Origin of the sequence: Halalkalicoccus sp. CGA53 (assembly GCF_036429475.1) — an archaeon.
GTDB lineage: Archaea > Halobacteriota > Halobacteria > Halobacteriales > Halalkalicoccaceae > Natronorarus > Natronorarus salvus.
In genome coordinates this window covers 1,170,715-1,195,395 of record NZ_CP144125.1, presented here as the reverse complement: position 1 = coordinate 1,195,395, position 24,681 = coordinate 1,170,715, and the positions used below count along the sequence as shown (strand labels likewise).

The following is a 24,681-nucleotide window of genomic DNA, read 5'->3' as shown; positions in this document are numbered from 1 at the left end:
GCCGTCCGTCCGTACCGCTCGGACCGGGAGTTGGGTACCGATCTGGGCGGTACGCAGGTACAGTAGCCCGTATCAGTCGTCGCTCGACACGACGGCGTTCGCGTCGGTCTCGCCGGTCGCGGCCGCGGCTGCGGGCGGGGTGTCCCGGACGTCCGCCGCGCCGTCGGCGAGCGCCCGGTCGTATGGGTCGGGCATCACGGTGACGAACTCCTCGACGTGCTCCTCCCAGTTCGCCAGGCACTCGGCCGCCCGTTCGCTCCCGGTGTAGCTCGCGTGGTTCTCGACCAGCCGTCGGAGCATCCGCTCGTCGCGCTCGCCGAGGTCGGTGAGGCTCACCATCCCGTCGTTGATCCGCTCTCGCAGGTCGCCGTCGGGGTCGTGGACGTAGGCGACGCCCCCGCTCATGCCCGCGGCGAAGTTCTTCCCGGTTCCGCCGAGGACGGCGACGACGCCGCCGGTCATGTACTCACAGCCGTGGTCGCCGACGCCCTCGACGACCGCCTTCACCCCCGAGTTCCGGACGCCGAAGCGCTCGCCGGCCTGACCGTTGACGTAGAGTTCGCCCCCGGTCGCGCCGTAGAGCGCGACGTTCCCCACGAGGACGTTCTCGGCGGCCTCGTAGGCGGCGTCTTCGGGCGTCTCGACGACGATCTTCCCCCCCGAGAGCCCCTTGCCGACGTAGTCGTTCGCGACGCCGGTGAGGTGCATCGAGACGCCGGGGGCGAGAAACGCCCCGAAGCTCTGGCCGGCGGTGCCAGACAGCGAGACGTCGATCGAGTCCTCGGGGAGCCCGTCGCTCTCGTGAGCGCGCGAGACGCGGTTCGAGAGGAGCGCGCCGACCGCGCGGTCCGTGTTGCTGATCTCCGTCTCGACCGAGACCGGCTCGCCCCCGTCGATCGTCTCTCTCACGACGTCGAGCAGCTCCCAGTCCAGCTGTCGGTCGATCTCGTGGGTCTGTTCGCGCGTCTTCGTCGAGTCGTCTCCGTTCCGCGGATCGTAGAGCACCGTCGAGAGGTCGACCTTGCGCGCCTTCGGGTGGGTGACGTCCTCGCGCTGGCGGAGACACTCGACGTGGCCGACCATCTCTTCGACACTGCTGAACCCGAGCTCTGCCATGATCTCGCGCAGCTCCTCGGCGATGAACAGCATGTAGTTGATGACGTGGTCGGGCTCGCCGGGAAAACGTTCGCGCAGCTCCTCGCGCTGGGTCGCGACGCCGACCGGACAGGTGTTGTTGTGACACTGCCGTGCCATCACGCAGCCGGAGGTGACCAGCGAGGCCGTCCCGAAGATGTACTCCTCGGCGCCGAGGAGCGCGGCGACCGCGACGTCGCGGCCGGTCTTGAGCCCGCCGTCGGTGCTCACTCGGATCCGCGAGCGCAGGCCCGTCCGATGGAGCATCTGGTTCGCCTCGGCGAGGCCGAGCTCCCACGGGAGGCCCGCGTGCTTGATCGAGGTCCGTGGGCTCGCGCCGGTTCCCCCCGAGTCGCCGGAGATGTGGACCGTGTCGGCGTTCGCCTTCGCGACCCCCGCGGCGATCGTGCCGATGCCGGCCTCGCTCACGAGTTTGACGTTGATCGCCGCCTCGGGGTTCGCGGCCTTCAGGTCGTGGATCAGTTCTTTGAGGTCCTCGATCGAGTAGATATCGTGCAGCGGCGGCGGCGAGATGAGTTCGACGCCGGGGGTCGAATACCTGACAGAAGCGATCATCTCGTTCACCTTGTGGCCGGGGAGCTGGCCGCCCTCACCGGGTTTCGAGCCCTGGGCCATCTTGATCTGGAGCTCGTCGGCCGACGCGAGGTAGTGACTCGTCACACCGAAGCGACCCGAGGCGACCTGCTTCACGTTGCACTCGCGCTCGGTGCCGAAGCGCTCGGGTGGCTCGCCACCCTCGCCGGAGTTCGACTTCCCCCCGATCCGGTTCATCGCGATCGAGTTGTTCTCGTGGGCCTCCGGGCTCAGCGATCCGAGGCTCATCGCCGCCGTCGAGAAGCGTGTCGCGATCTCCTCGGCCGGCTCGACCGCCTCGATCGGGATCGACTCCCTGCCCTCGGAGTCGAACTCGAGCAGCCCGCGCAGCGTCTGGAGCGTCTCGCTCTGGTCGTTCACCAGCTCGGCGAACTCCTTGTACCGGTCGTAGTCCCCGGAGCGGGCGGCCTGCTGGAGCGCGCCGACCGTCTTCGGGTTCCACTGGTGGTGGATCCCCCCCGAACGGAACTCGAACTCGCCGTAGCGGTCCATCTCGGGGTCCTCGCCGAAGCCGACGGCGTGCCGGGTCAGCAGGTCCTCCTCGATCTCCGCGATCCCGATCCCCTCCGTTCGCGCCTCGGTCCCCTCGAAGTACTCGGCGACGAACTTCGAATCGAGTCCGACTGCCTCGAAGATCTGTGCGCCCTGGTAGCTCGCGACCGTGGAGATGCCCATCTTCGACATCACCTTCAGCAGACCGTCCTCCAGCGCGCCGACGTATGACTCGATGGTCTCTGCCTCGTTCGCGCCGTCGGGGCCTGCGACCAGATCAGCGATCGACCGGTAGGCGAGATACGGGTTGACCGCGCCCGCGCCGTAGCCGATCAGCGTCGCGACCTGGTGGACGGTCCGGGGATCCCCGGACTCGACGACGAGGCCGGCGCGGTTCCTGAGCCCCGAACGGACGAGGTGGTGGTGCACCGCCCCCGTCGCGAGCAGGCTCGGAATCGCCACGCGGTCGGCGCTCGTCTCCCGATCCGAGAGGACGACGATCTCGGTCCCGGACTCGATCGCCTCGCTCGCCTCCGCTCGCAGCCGTTCGACGGCGGTCTGCAGGTCCTCGTCGTCGCCGTAGGTCGTGTCCAGGACCCGGGCCGAGAGCCCCTCTCGATCGAGGCCCTTGATCGCCGCGGTCTGGGCGTCCGAGAGGATCGGCGAGGGACAGACGAGCTGGCGGGCGTGTTCGGGCGACTCGGCGAGCAGGTTGCGCTGGTTGCCGAGGCGGGTCTCCAGGCTCGTGACTAGCTTCTCCCGGATGTAGTCGAGCGGCGGGTTCGTCACCTGCGCGAACAGCTGTTTGAAGTAGGAGAACAGCGGGCGGTTGTAGTCCGAAAGCACCGACAGCGGCGTGTCGTCGCCCATCGAGCCGATCGGATCCTTCCCCTTCCTCGCCATCGGTTCGACGAGGTTGTCGAGCTCGTCGTGCGTGTAGCCGAACGCCGCCTGTAACGAGCGCAGGTCCTCCGAGAGCGGGGCGAGCGTGAGGTCGGCCTCCGCGGCGTTCGCGAGCCGTACCTGCTCGGCGTCGACCCACTCGGCGTACCGATCGTCGGTGAGCTCGGCGAACACCTCGTCGTCGGGGACGACCCGTCCTTCGCCGGGATCGGCGAGGAAGAGCTGTCCGGGCTGGAGCCGACCGCGCTCTCTGATTTCGGCGGGGTGACGTTCGAGCGCGCCGACCTCGCTCGCCATGATCAGCGTGTTGTCGGTGGTGACGTCGTACCGGCAGGGACGGAAGCCGTTCCTGTCGAGCACCGCGCCGACGCGCTCCCCGTCGGTCGCACAGACGAGCGCGGGGCCGTCCCACGGCTCGACGAGCGAGGCGTGGAAGTCGTACCAGGACTGGCGCTCGGGGCTCACGCCGTTCTCCGGGTCGCGCCACGCCTCCGGAATGAGCATCCGCAGCGCGTGCGGGAGGTCGCGTCCGCCCTGCAACAGGAGTTCGAGCGCGTTGTCCACGCAGGCGGTGTCGCTCTGGGTCGGGTCGCCGATCACCGGCGTGATCGCTCCGGCGTCCAGCTCCGGGTGGTCCAGGTCGTTCTCCCGGGCGCGCATCCAGTTGACGTTGCCCTGGATCGTGTTGATCTCGCCGTTGTGGACGATCTTCCTGTAGGGGTGTGCGAGGTGCCACGCGCCGAGCGTGTTCGTCGAGAAGCGCTCGTGGACCATCACGAACGTCGACTCGACGCGTTCGTCGGTCAGGTCGGGGTAGTAGACGGGGAGCTGTTCGCCCTTGAGCAGGCCCTTGTAGACGACGATCTGCCGGTCGAGCGAACAGACGTAAAAGCGCTCCCAGTCCTCGCGTCCCGCCCCGACCGCCTCTGAGACCCGCTCCTCGACCGCCCTGCGCCCGACGTAGAGCGCGCGGTCGAACGTATCGACCCCTTCGCTCTCCGTATCGGGTTCGACGAAACACTGGACCGGGTACGGTTCGGAGGCGAGCGCCGTCTCGCCGATCGTCGAGTTGTCGGTGGGGACGTCGCGCCATGCGACGACCGAGAGTCCGTGTTCGGAGAGCGTCTCCTCGATCAGCTCTTCGAGCGGGTCGTGCGTGTCCTCGTCGCGGGGGAAAAAGAGCGATCCGACGGCGTACGTTTCGGGGAGAGCGGAGTCGAGGACCGCCTCGAAGAAGCGGTCCGGGCGCTGGAGCGAGATGCCCGCGCCGTCGCCGGTGTTCTCCTCGGCACCGGTCGTCCCGCGGTGTTCGAGGTTCACGAGGAGTTCGAGCCCGTCGGCGACGGTCTCGTGGGTGGTCTCGCCGTCGAGATCCATCACCACGCCGACGCCGCAGTTCGACCGCTCGTCGTCGGGGTCTGCCAGCCCCGCCCGGCGAGCGGTGGGTCTCCCTAGAGAATGCCTAGCCATGACGGTAACTGGACGGGCGTCTATTTCAGGCTGCCCCTCAAGGTATAAGGGTGTGTTTATGTCATATTATGTTCCTAGTGTCACTGACGAACGATCGTAAAGGATAGGGGCGGTCGGGGGTTCCATACTGCCGGCGGTACGTCGTTCACGGGTATCGAACTCCCGTGGTACCGAGACCCTTCGCAGAGATACAGCCGACGGTATCACTCGGACGGCGACGTCTCCGCGCTCCCGGCGGTGTAGACCGCGCACAGGACGGAGACGGCGATCAGGAAGTCGAGGCCGTGTTCGACGACGTGGTGGGCGGGCATCGAGACGTAGCCGAAGACGGTCGCGAGACCGACGACCGTCCGGGCGACGAGCATGCCCAGGGCGAGGGTGACGAGCAGGTAGGGTCGGGTCGGGCGGCGCCGGTACGCGACGAGGCCGAGGACGAAAACCGCGGTCGTCCCGAGCGCCGCCAGCCCGAGCACCGAGAGCAGGGCCGGCGAGTGGAGCGTCGCCGGCGGACCGGAGACGAGCGCCGCGGTCATGGACGGGGTTCGTTGGGTCGATGCCTATCTCTTTCTCATCGGGACGAAGTCGGGTTCCTCTTGTACCACAGACCGCGTACGTCGGCCAACGCGACCGCCCATGACCGACACACGAGAGCGGATCCGCGCGCACGTCGGGGAGCGACCGGGGATCCACTTCAACGCGCTCGTCCGCGAGACGGGCTTCGCCCCGGGGCAGCTCCAGTACCACCTCCGTCGGCTGCTCCGAGAGGACGAGGTGACCGTCGAGCGGCTCTACGGCCGGAGCCACTACTACTCGCCGGAGTACGACGCTTGGGAGCGCGGCGCGCTCGCGCTCTTCCGGCGCGAGACCGCCCGCGAGGCGATGTTCGTCCTGCTCGAACGTGAGTCAGCTCGCCCCGAGCGCGTCGCGGACGCCCTCGGCGTCGCGCGGAGCACGCTCGAGTGGCACCTCGACCACCTCGCCGAGCAGGACCTCGTCGAGAAACGAACCGACGAACGAGGCCAAGTGCTACTCCGCCTCACCCACCCCGAGCGGACCGCACGCCTGCTCAGACGGACCTCGCCGAGCTTCCCCGACAGGCTGGTCGACCGCTTCATACGGCTGGTCGACGCACTGCTCGAGGAGAGCGGAGGCGCTCGGGACTGAATGCGGGCGGAGCGTCGCCTCCCGGTCGGGGTGACCGTCGGGCTCCTCTCGACCCTCGTGCTGGTCGTCCTCGCGGCCGATCAGGCGGCGGCGAGCAACGTCGCGACCGGCCTCCAGGACGACGGCGGCGACCTCGACGTGCCGACGTGGCTCTTCCTCGCGACCGGCGGTGCGGTGATCGGTGCCTCCGGGCTCCTCGCGACGCTCGTCACCGACCGCGCGTTCGTCGACACGCTCCACGACTGGCACCGGTCGCTCCCGCTTCGGGTCCCCCGACCCCTCGACCTCGCCGCCGGCACCCTCGGGGTCGCGCTGCTCGTCGGCGTCGTCGCCCTCGCCATCACCGGGCCACAGCTCGGCAACGCGAACTTCGGCGTGCTCGTCGTCTTCGTCGGCGGGCGAGCGGGGCTGGTGATGCTCTCGTACCTCCTCGTGAACCCCTACGACGCGCTCGACCCGTTCCGACGGATCGCCCGCGTGCTCCCGAACGGCTTCGTCCCCTATCCGGAGCGTCTCGGGGCCTGGCCCGCGGTCGGGGGGTTGCTCGCGCTCATCTGGGTCGAGATCGTCTTCCCCGTGATCGAGGAGCCGTCGACGCTCGCGGCCGTCGTCGTCTGTTACACGCTCTACACCGTCGCCGGTGGCCTCGTCTTCGGCCCCGACGACTGGTTTCACTACGCCGACCCGCTCGCGGTGCTCTTCCGGCTGTTCGGCGCCGTCGCGCCGATCCAGCGGGCGGATCGTGGGTTCAGGTTCGTCCTCCCCGGTGCACGCCTGCGGGACACCGACGTCGTCACCGGGACCGGCGGCGTCGCGTTCGTCCTCGCGCTCGTCTGGGAGCTCACCTACAGCGGGTTCGTCACCACCCCGCCGGGGGTCGCGACCGTTTCGTGGTTCGCTGGCCTCGGCATCCCTCCCGGAGCCGTCTACCTCCTGCTGTTGCTCGGTGGCTTCGGCGCCTTCGTCGGAGCATACTGGCTCGCGACCGAGTGGGCACGACGGACCGCCGACAGCTACCTTTCCGCGCGCTACCTCTCGGTCCGGTTCGCCCCGCCGCTGCTCGCCATCGCCGCCGGCTACCACCTCGCGCACTACTTCACGTTCTTCCTCTCGCTCTCGCCGTCGCTCGCAGCGGTGCTCGCGACGCCGCTCTCGCCGCCGCTCCCCCCGATCCAGCTCGGCCTGCCCGGCTGGATGGGCGGTCTCGACGTCGCGTTCGTCCTCGCGGGCCACGTGCTGGCGGTCTGGGCCGCCCACGCCGCCTCCTTTGCCGTCTTCCCGGGCCGGCTCCAGGCGATCCGCAGTCAGTTCCCGTTCGTGCTCGTGATGATCCTGTACACGACGGTCTCCCTCTGGCTGCTCTCGTTGCCGTCGGTCGAGCCCGCCTTCGTCGGGTGACGGGTCGCGACCGGTCGGCCCCTCGGTCGCCGGCTTCACCCGGGACGGAGAACGCCGAAGCCGGACACCGAGCTTACGGCAGTGGATTCGGGCCGCGGTCTACCTTCTCGACGGAGACGATCGTCGACAGCCCGTAGAGGTCGAGCATCAGCCGCTCGAAGTCGACCTCCGGCGGCGGGTACGGGGTATCGACGCGCGTCTCACACGCCGTCGCGACGAGGTGGTACACTTCGTCGTCCGCAATCCCGTCGTACTCGATCGAGCGGTCCTGTCGTACGGTCCCCCAGACGCCGCTTGCGTCACGGAACTCGAGGTACATCGCTGGTTCACTAGTGGTGAGCAGCCGGACGGGAACGCCGTTCGAGGACCTGGATCATCACACCCACCTCGTCGGATCGTAACCGGGGATCGAACCAGAACCGGTAAACTCGCGCCGCACCAACCCCACGCATGCGCCGCCGCGACCTCCTCACCGCCGGTGCGGGCGGGTTCGCTCTCGGGCTGGCCGGCTGCCTGGAGACGCTCGGCTTCGAGCGACGGTCCGCCTGGCAGGAGCCGCCGATCGTCGAGGGTCGACCCGACGCGGTCTACATCCCCGCCTCGATCGAGGAGATGGGCGTCTACGGCGTCGCCGAGGGCGAGGAGGTCGTCGTCGCCCTCAGCTACACCTTCCCGCACCGGTTCTGGACCGTGACGGGGAGGGACGCCGAGATGGTCGACATCGGGGAGGAGGACATGCTCCACCTGATGGTGAGCGTCTGGGACCGGGAGACCGAGACGGTGCTGCCCACGGAGGCCGAACTCGTCGTCGAGGACGCCGGAGGGCAGCGAGTGGGGGAGTGGTTCCTCTGGCCGATGCTCTCCCAGCGAATGGGCTTTCACTACGGCGACAACGCCTCCCTCCCGGACGACGGCGAGTACACCGCCCGAATTAGGCTCGGCTCGCTCGCCGTCGAGCGCCGCGGGGCGTTCGAGGGGCGCTTCGAGGGGGGCGAGAGCCTCGAGATCCCCTTCACCTTCGACGCCGACGACGTCTACGGCCTCGACTTCGAACTGATCGAGGAGGCGCGTCGGGGCGAACACGGCGAGCTGGATCCGATGGGCGGGCCAGGCGACGGTCACGGTGATCACGGGGACCACGGACACGACGATCACCGCGAACCTGGGGACCACGGGGATCACGGCCACGGCGACCTCCCGCTGTCGTTTCTCCCCGACGTGGAGGGGATGCCGGGCAAACACCTCGGCGAGACGGAGAGCGGCGACGCCCGCTTCGACGCCGTCCTCGACGGCGAGTACCTCGCGGTCTCGGTCCGGACGCCGTACAACGGCTACGTGATCCCGCTGATGGCGCTCTCGGTCGCCGTCGAGCGCGACGACGAGACGGTCGTCGAGGAGGCGCTCTCGGAGGCGATCGATCCCGAGTTCGGCCACCACTACGGACGCGAGGTCGGGGAGCTTGAGCCGGACGACGCGGTCACCGTCTCGGTCGACGCCCCGCCCCAGGTCTCGCGTCACGACGGCTACGAGACCGCCTTCCTCGAGATGGGTGACGTCGAGTTCGAGGTCTAGAGGCCGGTCGCGACCCAGAGCTGCCCGATCCCCGCGAAGACGAGCACGACCCCCGAGAGTCGGATCGCCCGGTCGACGTAGCCGGCGACCCGCTCGGCACCCAGGCCGTGGCCGGTCGCGACGACCGTCGTCGCCGCGAGCATACAGAGCGCGAACGAGCCGGCGTAGACGCCCATGACCGCGGCCGTCTCCCCGACCGGAAGGGCGAGCGATCGGACGACGACCGCGAGGAAGAGCGGGGCGACACAGCCCGCGGCGGCGAGCGCGTAGAGCGCCCCGAAGAGCCCGAAGCCCGCGACCGACGATCGGCGTCGCGGGAGGGAGACCCGGGGTCGCGGGCCGAGGTCGAGGAGGACCAGGAGCCCGAAGACGACCAACACCGCGCCGACAGCGAGTTCGAGCACGGCGAGGTACGGGACGATCGCGGCCCCGATCACCGTGGCGACGAGCCCGAGCGCGACGAAGACGGCGAGGACGCCCGCGGCGGCGCAGACACCCCGCGTGAGGACACCGGAGAGCGGCGGCGAACGACCGCCCGTGGTGGCGACGTAGTAGCCGACGTACCCGGGAAGGAGCGCGTACGCACACGGCGAGAAGAAGGTGGCGAGGCCCGCGCCGACGGCGAGAACGAGCGTACCGTACAGTTCGGTCATCGGGCGTCGTCGATCCAGGCGAGGATCTCGTCGGCTCGCTTTCGCCCGGTTTCGAGCCGCGAGATCCTGTTCTCGGCGTCGAGGATCACGGTCGTCGGCGTGACGCTCACGCCGAACGCCCGGGTGAGTTCGAGGTCGGTGTCGAGGCCGACCGGCCAGCGGCCGTCGTTCTCGACCCACCACGCGACGATGTCCCCTCGCGTCGTGCTCGCCCCGATCGGCTCGTTGGTCACCGAGACGAACCGCACCTCCCCGGCTCGCTCGGTGACCTCGGCGAGCGTGGGCATCATCGACTCGCAGGTGCCACACCAGGTGGCGAAGAACTCGACGACCGTCACCTCGCCGGGGGTCGGGATCGCGAGCACATCCGCCCGGCTGCCCGGCGCATCGAGCGTCTCGACCGTCGCCGGTTCGACGACCTCCCCGCTGGTACCGAACGCGCCGAACGCGGCCGTCCCCCCGGCGCCGAGAACGCCGAGGCCGGCGGCGCCGGCGAGCAGGTCACGCCGTCTCACCGCATCCCCTCCCGGACCTCGTGGAGGTCGTCGAGGACGTCCGTGGGTGTCGGCGGCGGCCCGTCGTACGCCCGTTCGACGTAGCCGTCGCGGTTAACCAGCACCAGAAGGTTCGCGTGGACGAACGTGGTCCCCTCTCCGTCGTCTGCGTGGTCGTCCCGATCAGCGTCGTCGTGCTCGCCGTGAGCACCCTCGGTCTCCTCGAGCGGGACCTCCTCGAACGGCACGCCGAAGCTGTCCGTGATCACCGCTTCGGCACGATCGGGCGATTCGGGCCGGAGGAACTGCCAGTTCTCCTCCTCAACGCTCGCCCCGTTCGCCTCGCTGAACGCCCGAAGCCGCTCGGCGACGTCGTACTCCGGATCGAACGTGGTCGGGAGCAGTGCGACTTCCTCCGCGTAGCCCTCGTCGGCGGCGCGGACCTGCACCTGTGCGAGCGTCGTAGTGAGCGCGGGACACGGCCCCGGACAACGGGTGAAGACGAACGTCAGGAGCGTCTCGCGCTCGCCGACGAACTCGGTCGTGCGCACCTCGCGGTCGTGCAGGGGAGAGGGCAGCGTGACCTCGGGGAGTTCCTCGCCGTGGGCGGGGAACGGGTAGTCCTCGCTGTCGACGCTCTGGCTCTCGGGTCGGGCGAGCACCGTCGGCGAGTCGTCGCCGAGACAGCCGGCGACCGGGAGCGTACCCGCCGCCACGACGGCCGCGAGGTACGCACGTCTGTCCATGGACGAGGCAAAGGAGCGTGTGGAAAAAGCCGCGTTGGTTCGCGCGTCGAATCAGTAGGACTTCGCGAAGTACGCCGTCGTCTCGGCGGGCTTCCCGCTGAGCGCACACTCCGCTGCGATCGGCTCCTCGTCCTCCAACGGGATCATCACGATATCCGCCCCGATCGTCTCCTTGATCTCCGCGGCGGCCTCCTCCTCGCCGCACCACGGCGCCTTCACGTAGCCACCGTGCTGGCCGAGCGTCCCGAGGATCTCCTCGCGCGAGTACGCCTCCCGGACGTTCTCCTCCAAGTTCTCCTCGGCCGCGGCGTAGAGCTTCGCGTAGATCGTCTCGAAGTGTTCGGAGACCGTCTCCGCGATCCCCGTCCGGCCCTCGACACATCGCTCGCCGTCGGGTCGGTGGACGAGCGTCAGCTCTCGATCCCTGACCTCGTTCGGGCCGATCTCGATCCTGAGCGGGACGCCGTAGAGTTCCCACTCGTTGAACTTGAACCCGGGGTTGCGCTCGTCGCGGTCGTCGAACTCGACTCTGATACCCGCCTCCGAGAGCTCGTCGGCGACCCCTTCCCCGTAGTCGAGTACCTCCTCCCGGTTCTCCTCCTGCCAGATCGGCACGATCACGACCTGCTGGGGGGCGATGGTGGGCGGGAGGACGAGCCCTTGGTCGTCCGAGTGTGTCATGATGAGCGCGCCGAGTGCGCGCCAGGAGAGCCCCCAGGAGGTGGTGTGTGCGACCTGCTCCTCCTCGGCCTCGTCGACGTACGTGAGGTCGAACGCCTCCGCGAACGTCGTCCCGAGGTAGTGACTCGTCGCGCTCTGGACCGACTTCCCGTCGGGCATCAGCGCCTCGATCGTCGTCGTCGTGTCCGCGCCGGGGAACTTGTCGTGGTCGGGCTTTCTACCTTTCAGCACCGGGATCGCGAGGTGCTCCTCGAAGACCCGCTCGTACTGCTCGAGCCGGAGCATCGTCTCCTCCCATGCCCCCTCGCGGTCCCGGTGGGCGGTGTGGCCCTCCTGCCAGCAGAACTCCTTCGTCCGGAAGAACGGCTTCGTCTCCGTCGCCTCCCAGCGAACGACCGAACACCACTGGTTGAGTCGCATCGGGAGGTCGCGGTGGCTCCGGACCCACTGGCTCATGAACGGGGCGATGATCGACTCGCTCGTCGGGCGAACGGCGAGACGCTCCTCGAGTTCGGTCTCGCCGCCGTGGGTCACCCACGCCACCTCCGGGTCGAACCCCTCGAGGATCTCCTTTTCGCGCTCCAGATAGCTCTCGGGGATGAAGATCGGGAAGTAGGCGTTCGTGACGCCCGTCTCCTTGAACCAGCCGTCGAGGGTTCGCTGGATCGACTCCCAGAGCGCCCACCCCCGGGGGCGGGTGACGATGAACCCGCCCATCGGGGCGTAGTCGGCGATCTGGGCCTTCCGGACGACCTCCGCGTACCACTCGCCGGGGCTGTGGGACTTCGACTCGGTGATCCCGAGTTCCTGCTCCGTCTCGCTCATACTATCCGCTGCCCCACCACGGTAGTAACGCTTCGGGTTCGGTGCCGATCGGCGCGGGGCGGAGTGCCGACGCGGACGCGGTAGAGGTTTAGCCACACCGATCCTCGCCCCGCCATGAGCCGAACCGACTACGACGTCGTCGTCCTCGGCGTCGGAGGGGTGGGCGCCGCGACGACGTACGAACTCGCGAGGCGCGGCCTCTCCGTTCTCGGACTCGAACGCTACGACGTTCCCCACGCGAGGGGCTCCTCACACGGGGTCACCAGGATCATTCGACTGGCCTACTACGAGGATCCAGCGTACGTCCCGCTACTCCGACGGGCGTACGACCTCTGGAACCGGCTCGAGACGACGCACTCCACGACGCTCCTCCACCGGACCGGATCGATCAGCGCCGGTCCCCCGGGTAGCGAGGTGGTCCGCGGCGTACGACGCTCCTGTGCCGAACACGGCATCCCGAACACGGAGCTGTCGGCTCGAGAACTCGAAGCACGCTTTCCCGGCTATCGCCTCCCCGACGACCACGTCGCGATCCACCAGGCCGACGGCGGCTACCTGCTCTCGGAGGAGGGCATCGTCGCGCACGTCGAGGCCGCACACGGGGAGGGCGCGACGATCAGAGCGAGGGAGACGGTCGAGTCGTGGGAGGCGAGCGAGTCGGGCGTCCGCGTCGAGACCGACAGGGGTGCGTACACCGCAGAGCGCCTCGTCGTCACCGCCGGGGCGTGGGCCGCATCGCAACTGCCCGAACTCGCGGACCTGCTCGTCCCGGAGCGACAGGTCCTCGGCTGGTTTCAACCCAGGAAGCCGGAACGGTTCGCTCCAGAGGCGTTCCCGGTGTTCGTCCACGAGGCCGAGGAGGGCCACTTCTACGGCTTCCCGGTCGTCTCCGTACCGGGGTTCAAACTCGGCCGGTACCACCACCGGGGGGAGACGGGCACCCCCGGAGAGCTTCGTCGGGAACCCGATCGGGAGGACGAACGACTCCTGCGCGAGTATACGGAGGAGTACGTCCCCGACGCGGCGGGGCCGACGATGCGCCTCTCGACCTGCCTGTTCACGAACACCCCCGACGAGCACTTCCTCGTCGACACGCACCCGGAACACGAGAACGTCGTGATCGGCGCGGGATTCTCCGGACACGGCTACAAGTTCGCGAGCGTGCTCGGCGAGGTGCTCTCGGACCTCGCGACCGAGGGCGAGAGCGAGCACCCGATCGAACCGTTTCGCGTGAGCAGGTTCGAGTAAGGGCTCCGATCGAGCGGAGGGATCGGCTCACTGTCGCGAGTGACGGGGTTACGAGGCCAGGAGACGTCCGGCGTCGATCGGTTTATCCCCGCATGTGTCGTTCTATCCGGGATGAACGGGGAGGACGAATCGCGCCGCGGGCAAGGGACGGAACACCGGGCGCTGATCGCCTTCTTCGGGCTGACGTTTCTCTTCTCGTGGTCGTTGTGGCTCCCGAAGGTCGCCGTCGCTACCGGGTTCTCGGCCTCAGGTTTCCTCGCTCCGGCGATCGCGTGGGCGGCGACGCTGCCGGAAGTCGGCGCGTTCGGACCCACCGTGGCGGCGCTCGTCCTCGTCTACGCGTACAGCGGACGCTCCGGCGTCGTTCGCCTCCTCGGACGGGCGCTCGACCGCTCGTTCTCACGTCTCTGGTTCGTCCCGGCACTCGTCCTGTTCCCGATCCTCGCCCTGACGGCGCTCGGTGTCGCCGTCGTCTCCGGTGTCGAACCGACCGTCCCGTGGGTGGACGAGGCGTACGTGCTCCCGATCGCGTTCGTCTTCGTCCTCCTGCTCGGCGGTCCGCTCCAGGAGGAGTTCGGGTGGCGGGGGTACGCGCTCGACCCGTTGGTCGAACGGTTCGGCGCGCTCTCGGCGAGCCTCGGACTGGGGCTGGTCTGGGGGATCTGGCACCTCCCGTGGTTCTACATGCCCTCCATGACGCTCTACTACCAGCGGCCGCTCGTCGGCTTCCTGGTCACGATCACGCTGCTGTCGGTCGTCATGACCTGGGTGTACGCGAACACCGGGGGGAGCCTCGCCCCCGTGATCCTGCTCCACGCGTCGTTCAACTGGTCGCTGTGGGCGTTCCCCGCGATCGAGTCCGACGTCGGGGGGCAGGCGTTCATCGCGCTGCTCGCCGGCGTGGTCCTCTACGTTCTTCTCCGCCACGGACCCACGAACTTCTCCTCGTCAGGGCCGATACCGGCCGGTGGCGTGGAGCGACTGTAGCTCACGGGAAGGACTCTCGACCGGAACTGACCCTGCGGATCGGGGCCGCCGGGGAGCGGCCGAGACGGTCGTCGCGAACCGGAGAGGATTTGTCGTCGCTCCCGTTTGAGCGTGCAATGAGTCAGCTACGGGTCCTCCTGACGAACGACGACGGCATCGACAGCCCCGGTCTCCACGCGCTGGCCGACGCGCTCGCCCCGCTCGCCGAGGTGACGACCGTCGCCCCAGCGACGAACCAGAGCGGCGTCGGCCGCGAGCGCTCGAAGACGGTTTCCGCCGAGGAACACGACCGGGGCACCGCGATCGACGGGACCCCCGCCGACTGCGTCGCCTACGCCCTCCGTGGGCTGGAGACCGAGTTCGATCTGGTGGTCTCGGGCTGCAACCTCGGACCGAACGTCGGATCGTACCTGCTCGGGCGGTCGGGGACCGTCGGCGCGGCCGTCGAGGCGGCCTTTCTCGGCGTGCCGGCGATCGCCGTCTCGGGCTACCACCACGCCGAGTTCTTCCCGCCCGAAGGGAGCCCGTACGAGTTCCCGGGCGAGGCGACCGCGTTCCTCGCCGAGCGCGCGCTCAACGGCGAGTTCGAGGGCGTCGACTACCTCAACGTGAACGCGCCTATCGAGGGGCGCGGACCGATGCGTGTCACCGAACCGGTCGGCGACTACGACACCGCGGTCGACCCCTCGGGCGAGGAGCTCTCGCTCCAGGACACGTTCTGGGCGCGGGCCGAGACGAACGGCTCGCTGCCGGATCTCGCCGCCTGTGCCGAGCTCTACCCGATCGGCAGCGACCGCCGGGCGATCGCGGAGGGCGAGGTGAGCGTCAGCCCGTTTCGGGTACCGCAGTCGGTGGTCGAGAGCGACGCGCTCTCCGGCGCCGTCGGGTCGTTCTAGAGCGGTTCGAGCCGCTCGATCTCCACCTCTGACCAGTCGTAGAACTGTCGATCGGTCTCCCGGAGGTTCCTCACACACTCGTTGTGCTTGTGCTTCGCGTCCTCGACGTACGGGTCCTCGGGGTTCGCCTCGATCCACTCGCGGAGCTCCGAGAGCGCCTTCGGCGAGTAGGTGTCCATGCGCCGCTGCTCGTCGAGGATCGCCGTCTTGCGTTCTTCCTGTCTGAGCGTCCGGATCATCGCCCAGCTCGCGATCCCCCAGAACGCGACGATCGCGACGCCGATGCCGATCCAGGTCTCTGCGGTGATCGCCTCGACCATCAGTCGTCACCTCCGGCAGCGCCGGCGGGTTCGGGTGGGCGTTCGCGCCCCTCCACGTACCGCATCACGAGGTAGCCGACGATCGGGAACGTCACGAGCACGACCATCCCGGCGATCATGATGTCCTCACCGCGGTTCTCCCACGCGAAGAAGGCCATGATGAACACCATCACGATCGGGATGACGTACTTCACGATCGGGTTCCACCAGCTCCCGACGTGGACGCCGGCGTTCTGGTTCACCGAGAGCAGGCGCAGGCGCTCGGGGCCGAAGAACCAGCCGATCGCGATGATGATACAGAGCGTCGCGAGCGGCAGCCCCCAGTTCGCGAAGACGAGGTCGACGAAGTCGAGGAACTCGACGGAGTAGGCGCTCGGAAGGCCGAACAGCCAGATCACCCCACAGACCGCGAGCACGGTCTGGCCGCGCGAGAGCCGGGTCTCTTCGTTGATCGTGGTGACCAGCACCTCCGTGATGACGATCGCGGAGGTGATCGCCGCGAGGAAGAAGCCCGTGAAGAAGAGGATCGCCCAGAGCCCGCCACCGGGCATCTCGGGGAAGACCTGGACGAGCGAGACGAACGCCAGCCCCGCGCCCCCCGCCGGGTCGAGCCCGTAGGCGAAGACGAGCGGGAAGATGGCGAAGGCGGCGAGGATACCGATCGAGGCTTCGCCGATCGCGGTGAACACCCCGCCGCCGAGCGGGACGTCGTCGTAGTCCCGCAGGTAGCTCCCGACGGTGATCGCGATCCCCCAGCCGAGGCCGGTAGAGAAGAGCGCCTGGCCGAGCGCGGCGATCCAGGTGTCGCTGAACGTGAGGTACTCCCACTGGACGGTGAAGGTGAACGCGAGTCCCTCGCCCGCGCCGGGGAGGGTGACCGCGCGGATCGCGATCGCCCCGAGCGCGACGACGAGCGCCGGCACCGCGACGACGACGAGCCGCTCGACGCCGTCTTTGATCCCGAGGAACAACACCCCGGCGACGATGCCCATGACGACCGTGTGCATCGCGATCATCGCCGCCGGGTTCGCGAAGAACGCGTCGAGGAACCCGCCGGCGTCGAAGCCGGTCGCGGTGAAGGTAAAGAGGAACGAGTGGAGCATGTAGTAGAGCGTCCAGCCGACGACCGGCGCGTAGTACGTCATCAGCGCGAAGTTCACCAGCACCACGACCAGCCCGAGACCGACCAGTCCGCCGGTGCCGACGCACTCGCGGATCGAGCCGATCACGCCCTTTCCGGTGTAGCGTCCCAGCGCGACTTCCGCCATGAGCCCCGGCACCGCGAGCAGGAACAGCAGGACGAGGAAGGCGAGGATGAACGCCCCACCGCCGTTCTCACCGGTGACGAACGGGAACCGCCAGATGTTCCCCACCCCGACCATCGCTCCGATCATCGCCATCAAGAAGCCAAAGCGAGTCCCCCACTCCTCTCTGGCCGTCTTCGCTTCGGTTGCCATATGCGAACACTCCCCCGGAGAGTCCACCACCCTCTCATTTAGCTGTTTTGTAGGATAGTCAATACTACTTCCGCTCGCCGGTGATGAACGCGAAGAAGCGAAAGCAGGCGCCGAAGAAGCCGACCGTGCAGACGGCGATCGTCGCGAGCAGCCAGAGGTTGTAGAGCGCGTTCAGCGCTCGGGGCGTGTCCGGGTCGAGGACGTTGACCGCGACGGTGAGGACGGCCATCCCCCCGAGCGCGACGCAGACGGCGACCCAGAGCGGTTTCATGCCGGCGGTTGGTCCGAGGGGCGCTTCAGTGTGAGGGTCCCGAGCTGTCAGTTCGTTCAAACAGACGTATAGCAGGGAGCCGAGGATCGTCGTGCATGACGTTCGATATCGTCGGGACGCTCACGCAGGGGGTTTCCCGGACGACGGCGCGAAACGGCGCGCTGTTCGTCGGGCTGTTCTTCCTCGTCGGGACCGTCGACGCAGTGCTCTTCGGAGGCCCGACTGGCGGACAGGTCGACGGAACGACGCTCGTGGACCTGTCACCCGGTGTCGCGGTCCTCGCGTCGCTGCTGCTCACGGTGGCGACGGTCGTCCTCTACGTGGGGGCGATCAGGACGTTCGTCACCGACGAGACCGAGGAGGTCCCCACGAACGTGTTCACCCGAAACCTCCCGCTCGCGCTGATCAACTTCCTGATCGCGGGGATCGTCTTCGCGATCGTCGTCGGGATCGGATTCCTCCTCCTCGTCATCCCCGGTCTGTTCCTGCTGACTGCGCTCTTCTTCTTCGACGTCTACGTCCTCGTTGAGGACGACGACTTCCTCGCCAGCCTGCAGAACAGCTGGGCGCTGACGGGTGGACACCGCCTCAGGCTGTTCGCGCTCGGGGTGCTCTACTTCGTGATCGTGGGTGCGCTCGGGATCGCGTTCGGCGTTCCGGGGCTGGTTCTCGGCCCGACGCTCGGCACGATCGTCGCCGAAATCGGCGTCGCGATCACGGGAGTCCTCGGGCCACGACGACGGCGGCGGCGTACACGAACCTGTGGGCGCTCGAGGACGACGTGACCGACGTGGAGGGCGAGGAGGTGTCGAGCAGAGACGACGAGCTTCGGTGGGAGTGACTCGAACGAGGACAGCAGTGCTCTCTTTACGGCTCGACGCCGAACGGGCTCTCCGTCTCCGTCCAGGGCCACCCGGGGAGCCGGGTCTGGAACCCGGCGGCGAGCGCCGCGTCGAGGTCGTCGCTCCCGGCGGTCGCGTCGTCCGGGTGATGGTGGATATCCGCGTAGTGAAACGTCGCCTCCGCGAGCAGTCTGAGCGGCTGGTTTCCGGCGATCATCGCGGCGAGCTCTCTCCCCAGTAACTCGTCGACGACGAAGCCCGGATAGTCGCCCTCCACGTCGACCTCGCGCAGGAGCGCGACGAGACAGGCGACGTTCACCGCGAGGTCCCCGTCGCGGAACACCACAGAGACGGCGGCGTCGTAGGCACCCCGGTCGACGGGGGCGACCTCGGTCTCGAAGCGCTCGCCGAGGGCCGATCGGACGTCGTTGATCAGGGGGACGACGACCGTCCCGCGCTCTCGGACCCAGTCGCGTTCGCGTTCGACGGCGGCCGGCGTGAGCTGCATGACCGAGGATTCCCCGCCGATCACCTGAGTTTTGCGAAGGGGTTTTATAACCGGGCCGTCTTAGGGCGGAGTAAGCGGGTTTTTCCCGGAGATCCCGCGCCGTCCGGCGAGAGAGCCGGAGGACGCATACTAGGACCCGACGCTATGTACCCACGGTCACGTGTTGAGCAGTCTCACGCCGTCCGGCGACGCAGCCCGGAGACACCTCACACGACCGTCGACGCCCTCCGCCAGTGGTGGCGTCGGAACCCGCGTGAACCTTTCTCACTATGAGTGCAGTGGACCAGAAACTCGACGACCTGAAAGCAACGATCAGAAACGAGATCCCCAACGACATCTCCGTCTCGGACGTCACCTACGAGGGACCGGAGCTCGTCGTCTACACGCGCGATCCGAAGAAGTTCGCGCGACAGGACGACCTCATCCGGAACCTCGCGAGCAAGCTCCGAAAGCGGATCACCGTCCGACCGGACCCGGACGTGCTCGCGGCACCCGAGCGCGCCGCGGAGAAGATCCGATCCGTCGTCCCCGAGGAGGCCGGGATCAGTGACCTCGACTTCCACGCCGACACCGGCGAGGTGGTGATCGAGGCACAGAAGCCGGGGATGGTGATCGGCCGGCACGGCTCGACGCTCAGACAGATCACCCAGGAGGTGGGCTGGACGCCCGAGGTCGTCCGCACGCCGCCGATCGAGTCCCCGACCGTCTCGAACGTCAGGAACTTCCTGAAACAGGAGCGCGACGACCGGCGTGACATCCTCGAACGCGTCGGCAGGCAGATCCACCGCGAACAGCTCTCGAGCGAGCAGTGGGTCCGGATCACCACCCTCGGCTGCTGTCGCGAGGTCGGACGCGCCGCGTTCGTCCTCTCGACGGCCGACACCCGGATCCTGATCGACTGTGGCGACAAACCCGGGTCCGAGGGCGAGGTGCCCTACCTCCAAGTCCCCGAGGCGCTCGGCTCGGGCGCCCACTCCATCGACGCGGTCGTGCTGACCCACGCCCACCTTGACCACTCGGCGCTCCTCCCGCTGCTGTTCAAGTACGGCTACGACGGGCCGATCTACACCACCGAACCGACCCGCGACCTGATGGGGCTGCTCCAGCTCGACTACCTCGACGTCGCGGCGAAGGAGGGCCGCGCCCCGCCGTACGAGTCGGAGATGGTCCGCGAGACGATCAAACACACCATCCCCGTCGAGTACGGCGACGTCACCGACATCGCGCCGGACGTGAAACTCACCTTCCACAACGCGGGCCACATCCTCGGCAGCGCGGTGAGCCACTTCCACATCGGAAACGGCCTCTACAACGTCGCGTTCACGGGCGACATCCACTACTCCGAGACTCGCCTCCTCAACGGCGCGGTCAACGACTTCCCGCGGGTGGAGACGCTCGTGATGGAGTCGACCTACGGCGGGCGAAACGACTACCAGACCGACCAGGGCGACGCCGAGCGCGCGCTGATCGAGTTGGTCACGGAGACCTACGACCGCGGCGGGAAGGTGCTGATCCCGGCGTTCGCGGTCGGTCGATCCCAGGAGATCATGCTCGTCCTGGAGGAGGCGATGCGGACGGGGAAGATCCCCGAGATGCCGATCCACCTGGACGGGATGATCTGGGAGGCGACGGCGATCCACACTACCTACCCCGAGTACCTGAACGACGACCTCCGCTCGCGGATCTTCCACACCGACAAGAACCCGTTCCTCGCCGAGCAGTTCAACCACATCGACGAGGGCGAGGACGAGCGCCAAGAGGTCGCGAGCGGCGACCCCTGTATCGTCCTCTCGACCTCGGGGATGGTCACCGGCGGGCCGATCATGTCATGGCTTGAGCTCCTGGGACCGGACCCGGACACGACGATGGTCTTCGTCGGCTACCAGGCCCACGGGACGCTCGGCCGGCGGATCCAGAACGGCTGGGACGAGGTGCCGATGAACGGCGACGGTGGCCGCTCGCGCCACCTCAAACTCCAGTTCGACGTGGAGACCGTCGACGGCTTCTCCGGTCACGCCGACCGGAACGGGCTGATGAACTTCGTCCGGACGATGAACCCCCGTCCCGAGAAGGTGCTCTGTGTCCACGGTGACGAGCGCTCGGTCCAGGACCTCTCCTCGGCGCTGTATCACGAGTTCAACATCCGGACGTTCGCGCCGAAGAACCTGGAGACGTTCCGGTTCGTCTGAAGGGTAGGTTCTTGATTCCGTACCGAGAGATGCCAGTATGATCGATGAGAGGCCCTCGGTCAGGCTCTGGCTCGCGGCCGCCACCCTCGTCGCCGCGGTCGCCACGGTTTGGAGCCTCTGGCTCAGCCTGGGGCTCGGTCTCGTCCCGTGTGACCTCTGCTGGTACCAGCGGATCCTCATGTACCCGCTCGTGGCCGTCCTCGGGGTCGCCGCGGTCGAGTCACGCTCCGAGGTCGATCGAACGGCCCTCGCGCTCTCGGTTCCGGGGATCGCGGTCGCCGCCTACCACTCCTGGATCCAGTACGCCGGGGCCGAGAGCGCCGCCTGCTCGGTCGGTGGTGGCTGCGCCGCGGTCCAGTACGAAGTACTCGGACTCTCGACGCCGAACCTCTCGCTCGTCGCCTTCGCGATCGTAGTCGTCCTGGTCGTCTCGGCGGGACGCGCGGGGGGCTGATCGGCCGTGCGTACCCCTCTCTCACAAGAGATATACGCGTCGACAAAAACCGGACGGGGGCGTCGACGTCGGTTCGAGGGAACCGGAGACGTACACGGACGATAACCGGGGTTCAGTCGGCGGTTTCTCCGGAGATACGTCCCCCGTAAATAGATAGGTTATATGATATCACCGGAGTAGAGAGGAAGGAGACGATCGGTTATCCGGTTCTCGAAATAAAACGTGTGTTGTACTAGAAATAGCGGATCGCAGTTTTTATTAGGGAGTCGATAATGGGGGCGGGTGGATGTCGCCAGAGCATACGCGACGACGGTTCATGGCAGTAGCGGGAAGCACAGTCCTCGGCCTCGGCGTGGCCAGCGGCGCGGCGAGCGCGGCCTCGAACGCACCGGTTCTCTCCGGTCGCGAGTACCCGACGTTCGGGACGAACCCGGACGCCCCCACCGCGACGATCTACGGCAGTTTCAACTGTCCGTTCACCGCTCGTGCGGTCGACGACACGCTCGACGGGATCGTAAACGACTTCGTCGAGACGGGCCAGCTCAACCTCGAGTGGCAGCCGCTCGAGTACAACCCGACCAACACGAGTTCACCCTACATCTCCCAGAACGGCGTGCAGGCCGGTCAGGCCGCACTCGCCGTCTGGAACAACGACCCCGAGTCGTTCCCGGCCTTCTTCGACCGCGTCTACCGATCGATGCCGGGACAGACCAACCCGGGCACGCTCGAGGGCTGGATGGGTGACGCCGGCGTCTCCTCGCCCACTTCGAACATCGGCGGCTACGACAGCGACCTGCGATCGATCGCCGGCGGCGCCACGTCGGCCGTCGGCAGCGGCCCGATCCCGGTGATCGAACTCGGTGGGGACACCACGAACCCCCGACACCAGCACGTCTTCGGCTGGCTCGACGCGCGAGTCGACGACGCGGACGCTACGGGTGGCGGCGGCGAAGAGGAGGAGCCGGAAGAAGCGGAACCGGAGCCCGAACCGGAAGAAGAAGAAGCGGAGTCGGAAGAAGCGGAGTCGGAAGAAGTGGAAGAAGAGCCGGAACCCGAACCGGAAGAGGAGAAGGAATCCAAATCGACCGACGACGGCGACGATGACGCCAACATCTGCGCGTTCCTCGCCTGATTCGGAACTGATCGGCCGGTTTACTTTTCGAGACGGTTGATACCGGCACGCGAGTGATCTCCTCGCGTCGGTCTACTGGTGCGAGACGAACTCGATCAGCACACCACCGGTGTCCCGCGGGTGGAGGAACGCCACGTCGTGGCCCCACGCCCCGGGTCTGGGCTCGTCGTCGATCGGTTCGATCCCGCTTTCCACGGCCGTCTCGAGCGCGCCGTCGATGTCGTCGGTCGCGAACGCGAGGTGGTGGATCCCGGAGCCGTCTCGCTCCAGGTATCGAGAGATCGGCCCGTCCTCAACGGGTTCGAGCAGTTCGAGGTAGCCGTTTCCGAGCGCGAGGAAACAGATTCGCATCCTGTCGAAGTTCTCCTCGTGGGCGACCGGCGCGTCGAACAGCGACGTGAAGCGCGATGCGAGGTCGTCGGCGTCGTCGGTCGCGATACCGACGTGGTCGAGGTGCATAGCCCACACTCACAGTGTGGGGTAATCAACGTGTCCGCCGACCGAAGCGGTCCCGGGAGTCCGTGTGGGATCAGGCGACGCTCGCCGCGCGGTGTTCGCCAAAGACCTCGCGCAGCGTGTTACAGATCTCGCCCGTCGTCGCCTCGGCTTTCACCGCCCGGACGATCGACGGCATCACGTTCTCCTCGCCGCTCGCCGCCTCGCGGAGTTCGGCGAGGGCGTCCTCGACTGCACCGTCGTCCCGCGCTCCCCAGGCGCGCTCCAACCGGGCGATCTGCCGTCGCTGGTCCTCCTCCGTGACCTCCTCGAGGTCCATCTCGGGCTCCTCGTCGGCCTCGAACTCGTTGACGCCGACGATGATCCGCTCGCGCTCTTCGATCTCTCGCTGGCGCTCGTAGGCGACGTCCTGGATCTGGCGCTGGACCCAGCCCTCCTCGATCGCCCGGCGCATCCCGCCACGGTCGTCGATCTCCGCGATGAGCGAGAACGCCTCGGCCTCCAGGTCGTCCGTCAGGGCCTCGACGTAGTAGCTGCCCGCGAGCGGGTCGATCGTGTCGGCGGCACCCGACTCGTGGGCGAGGATCTGCTGGGTGCGAAGCGCCGTCCGGACCGACTTCTCCGTCGGGAGCGCGAGCGCCTCGTCCTTCCCGTTCGTGTGGAGGCTCTGGGTCCCTCCGAGGACGGCGGCGAGCGCCTGGTAGGCGACCCGGACGACGTTGTTCTCGACCTGCTGTGCGGTGAGCGTCGAACCCGCCGTCTGGGTGTGGAACTTCAGCTGTCTCGACTTCGGGTCCTCGGCGCCGAAGCGCTCGTCCATGATCCGCGCCCACATCCGTCGGGCGGCGCGGAACTTCGCCACCTCCTCGAAGACGTCGTTGTGTGCGTTGAAGAAGAAGGAGAGCTGCGGGGCGAACGAGTCGACGTCGAGGCCGGCGCCGATCGCCGCCTCGACGTACTCGATGCCGTTTCCGAGCGTGAACGCGAGCTCCTGGGCGGCGGTCGAGCCCGCCTCGCGGACGTGGTAGCCGGAGATCGAGATCGTGTTGAATCTGGGGATCTCCACGGCGGCGAACTCGAAGATGTCGGTGATCACCCGCATCGAGGGTTCGGGCGGGAAGATGAACGTGTTCCGCGCGATGTACTCCTTCAGGATGTCGTTCTGGATCGTCCCGCGAAGCTCCGCTCTCGGGACGCCCTGTTCGTCGCCGACGGCGATGTACATCGCGAGCAGTACGGCGGCGGGCGCGTTGATCGTCATGCTCGTCGAGACCTCGTCGAGCGGGATCCCCTCGAAGACGGTCCGCATGTCGTGGATCGAGTCGATCGCCACCCCCGACTTCCCGACCTCACCGTCGGCCATCGCGCTGTCGGAGTCGTAGCCCATCTGGGTGGGGAGGTCGAACGCCATCGAGAGCCCGCTCTGGCCCTGTGAGAGGAGGTACTGGTAGCGTTCGTTCGTCTCCTCGGCGGTTCCCATCCCGGCGTACTGGCGCATCGTCCAGAGCCGCCCGCGGTACATCGTCGGGTAGACACCCCGCGTGTACGGCTCTTCGCCCGGGAACCCGAGGTCGTCGTAGGAGAGGCCGGAGACGTCGTCGGGTGTGTAGAGCCGTTCGATATCGCGGCCCTCGGTGTCGGTGGTGAACGCCTCCCGTCGCTCGCCGAATCGATCGAGCGTCGGCGAGAGCGTCTCGCGCTCCCAGCGCGCTTTCCCCTCGCGGATCGCCGCCAGGTCCTCGGGATCGAACATGGGAGACGATGGTCCGCGCGG

23 protein-coding genes are annotated in these 24,681 nt (G+C 68.0%); 10 read left to right on the top strand and 13 right to left on the bottom strand.

What is annotated here, in order from left to right; all coding sequences use genetic code 11:
- Positions 1-72: 72 nt before the first annotated feature.
- Positions 73-4,614, bottom strand: a complete 4,542-nt coding sequence (gltB, locus tag V2L32_RS07525; RefSeq protein ID WP_331235865.1) for a glutamate synthase large subunit — start codon at positions 4,612-4,614, stop codon at positions 73-75.
- A 203-nt stretch (positions 4,615-4,817) separates the two neighbouring features.
- Positions 4,818-5,147: a DUF7471 family protein gene (locus V2L32_RS07520; protein ID WP_331235864.1), complete on the bottom strand. Its 330-nt coding sequence runs from the start codon at positions 5,145-5,147 to the stop codon at positions 4,818-4,820.
- A gap of 100 nt (positions 5,148-5,247) precedes the next feature.
- Between V2L32_RS07520 and V2L32_RS07515 the strand changes: the two genes are divergently transcribed.
- Positions 5,248-5,778 carry a winged helix-turn-helix transcriptional regulator gene (locus V2L32_RS07515; RefSeq protein WP_331235863.1) on the top strand — a complete coding sequence of 177 codons (531 nt, stop codon included), beginning with the start codon at positions 5,248-5,250 and terminating at the stop codon, positions 5,776-5,778.
- The gene (locus V2L32_RS07510) at positions 5,779-7,176 is read left to right on the top strand and encodes a hypothetical protein (RefSeq protein WP_331235862.1); all 1,398 of its coding nucleotides are present in this window, start codon (positions 5,779-5,781) and stop codon (positions 7,174-7,176) included.
- Positions 7,177-7,249: 73 nt separating this feature from the next.
- Here V2L32_RS07510 and V2L32_RS07505 read toward each other — a convergent pair whose 3' ends face one another.
- Positions 7,250-7,495, bottom strand: a complete 246-nt coding sequence (locus tag V2L32_RS07505; RefSeq protein ID WP_331235861.1) for a hypothetical protein — start codon at positions 7,493-7,495, stop codon at positions 7,250-7,252.
- A gap of 131 nt (positions 7,496-7,626) precedes the next feature.
- Between V2L32_RS07505 and V2L32_RS07500 the strand changes: the two genes are divergently transcribed.
- Positions 7,627-8,748, top strand: coding sequence for a DUF7350 domain-containing protein (locus V2L32_RS07500; RefSeq protein ID WP_331235860.1), 1,122 nt, complete (start codon positions 7,627-7,629; stop codon positions 8,746-8,748).
- Here the strand turns inward: V2L32_RS07500 and V2L32_RS07495 are convergent.
- Genes V2L32_RS07495 through proS form a run of 4 tightly spaced genes read right to left on the bottom strand, consistent with a single transcriptional unit; the run spans position 8,745 to position 12,147 of the window.
- A complete protein-coding gene (locus tag V2L32_RS07495; protein WP_331235859.1) occupies positions 8,745-9,401 on the bottom strand; it encodes a cytochrome c biogenesis CcdA family protein in 657 nt (218 codons plus the stop codon). The genes V2L32_RS07500 and V2L32_RS07495 overlap by 4 nt on opposite strands.
- Positions 9,398-9,916 carry a TlpA family protein disulfide reductase gene (locus tag V2L32_RS07490; protein WP_331235858.1) on the bottom strand — a complete coding sequence of 173 codons (519 nt, stop codon included), beginning with the start codon at positions 9,914-9,916 and terminating at the stop codon, positions 9,398-9,400. The genes V2L32_RS07495 and V2L32_RS07490 overlap by 4 nt, the downstream gene beginning before the upstream one ends.
- Positions 9,913-10,641, bottom strand: coding sequence for an SCO family protein (locus V2L32_RS07485; protein WP_331235857.1), 729 nt, complete (start codon positions 10,639-10,641; stop codon positions 9,913-9,915). The genes V2L32_RS07490 and V2L32_RS07485 overlap by 4 nt, the downstream gene beginning before the upstream one ends.
- A gap of 51 nt (positions 10,642-10,692) precedes the next feature.
- Positions 10,693-12,147, bottom strand: coding sequence for a proline--tRNA ligase (gene proS / locus V2L32_RS07480; RefSeq protein WP_331235856.1), 1,455 nt, complete (start codon positions 12,145-12,147; stop codon positions 10,693-10,695).
- Between the two features lie 114 nt (positions 12,148-12,261).
- On the opposite strand from proS, the gene solA reads away from it, so the two are divergent.
- The 3 genes from solA to surE all read left to right on the top strand — a co-directional run bounded on the left by solA (position 12,262) and on the right by surE (position 15,278).
- Positions 12,262-13,395, top strand: coding sequence for an N-methyl-L-tryptophan oxidase (gene solA, locus V2L32_RS07475; protein WP_331235855.1), 1,134 nt, complete (start codon positions 12,262-12,264; stop codon positions 13,393-13,395).
- A gap of 111 nt (positions 13,396-13,506) precedes the next feature.
- Entirely contained in the window at positions 13,507-14,382 is an 876-nt protein-coding gene (locus tag V2L32_RS07470) for a CPBP family intramembrane glutamic endopeptidase (protein WP_331235854.1), read from the top strand.
- A gap of 116 nt (positions 14,383-14,498) precedes the next feature.
- Positions 14,499-15,278, top strand: coding sequence for a 5'/3'-nucleotidase SurE (surE, locus tag V2L32_RS07465; protein WP_331235853.1), 780 nt, complete (start codon positions 14,499-14,501; stop codon positions 15,276-15,278).
- On the opposite strand, the gene V2L32_RS07460 is transcribed toward surE, so the two are convergent.
- The 3 genes from V2L32_RS07460 to V2L32_RS07450 all read right to left on the bottom strand — a co-directional run bounded on the left by V2L32_RS07460 (position 15,275) and on the right by V2L32_RS07450 (position 17,326).
- Positions 15,275-15,598: a hypothetical protein gene (locus V2L32_RS07460; RefSeq protein ID WP_331235852.1), complete on the bottom strand. Its 324-nt coding sequence runs from the start codon at positions 15,596-15,598 to the stop codon at positions 15,275-15,277. The genes surE and V2L32_RS07460 overlap by 4 nt on opposite strands.
- Entirely contained in the window at positions 15,598-17,055 is a 1,458-nt protein-coding gene (locus V2L32_RS07455; RefSeq protein WP_331235851.1) for a sodium-dependent transporter, read from the bottom strand. Before V2L32_RS07455 ends, V2L32_RS07460 begins: the two co-directional genes overlap by 1 nt.
- Positions 17,056-17,119: 64 nt before the next feature.
- Positions 17,120-17,326, bottom strand: coding sequence for a hypothetical protein (locus tag V2L32_RS07450; RefSeq protein ID WP_331235850.1), 207 nt, complete (start codon positions 17,324-17,326; stop codon positions 17,120-17,122).
- 95 nt (positions 17,327-17,421) lie between these two features.
- On the opposite strand from V2L32_RS07450, the gene V2L32_RS07445 reads away from it, so the two are divergent.
- Positions 17,422-18,111, top strand: a complete 690-nt coding sequence (locus V2L32_RS07445) for a hypothetical protein (RefSeq protein WP_331235849.1) — start codon at positions 17,422-17,424, stop codon at positions 18,109-18,111.
- Between the two features lie 82 nt (positions 18,112-18,193).
- Here V2L32_RS07445 and V2L32_RS07440 read toward each other — a convergent pair whose 3' ends face one another.
- The gene (locus tag V2L32_RS07440; RefSeq protein WP_331235848.1) at positions 18,194-18,676 is read right to left on the bottom strand and encodes a hypothetical protein; all 483 of its coding nucleotides are present in this window, start codon (positions 18,674-18,676) and stop codon (positions 18,194-18,196) included.
- A 269-nt stretch (positions 18,677-18,945) separates the two neighbouring features.
- Between V2L32_RS07440 and V2L32_RS07435 the strand changes: the two genes are divergently transcribed.
- From V2L32_RS07435 to V2L32_RS07425, 3 genes are all read left to right on the top strand, one after another.
- Positions 18,946-20,865, top strand: a complete 1,920-nt coding sequence (locus tag V2L32_RS07435; protein ID WP_331235847.1) for a beta-CASP ribonuclease aCPSF1 — start codon at positions 18,946-18,948, stop codon at positions 20,863-20,865.
- A 37-nt stretch (positions 20,866-20,902) separates the two neighbouring features.
- Complete coding sequence (locus tag V2L32_RS07430; RefSeq protein WP_331235846.1) at positions 20,903-21,319, top strand: disulfide bond formation protein B; 417 nt, start codon at positions 20,903-20,905, stop codon at positions 21,317-21,319.
- A 316-nt stretch (positions 21,320-21,635) separates the two neighbouring features.
- On the top strand, positions 21,636-22,451 hold the full coding sequence (locus V2L32_RS07425; protein ID WP_331235845.1) for a thioredoxin domain-containing protein: 816 nt from the start codon (positions 21,636-21,638) through the stop codon (positions 22,449-22,451).
- A gap of 72 nt (positions 22,452-22,523) precedes the next feature.
- Here the strand turns inward: V2L32_RS07425 and mce are convergent, their stop codons facing one another.
- Positions 22,524-22,910: a methylmalonyl-CoA epimerase gene (gene mce, locus V2L32_RS07420; protein ID WP_331235844.1), complete on the bottom strand. Its 387-nt coding sequence runs from the start codon at positions 22,908-22,910 to the stop codon at positions 22,524-22,526.
- Between the two features lie 70 nt (positions 22,911-22,980).
- Entirely contained in the window at positions 22,981-24,660 is a 1,680-nt protein-coding gene (locus V2L32_RS07415; RefSeq protein WP_331235843.1) for an acyl-CoA mutase large subunit family protein, read from the bottom strand.
- Positions 24,661-24,681 lie beyond the last annotated feature (21 nt).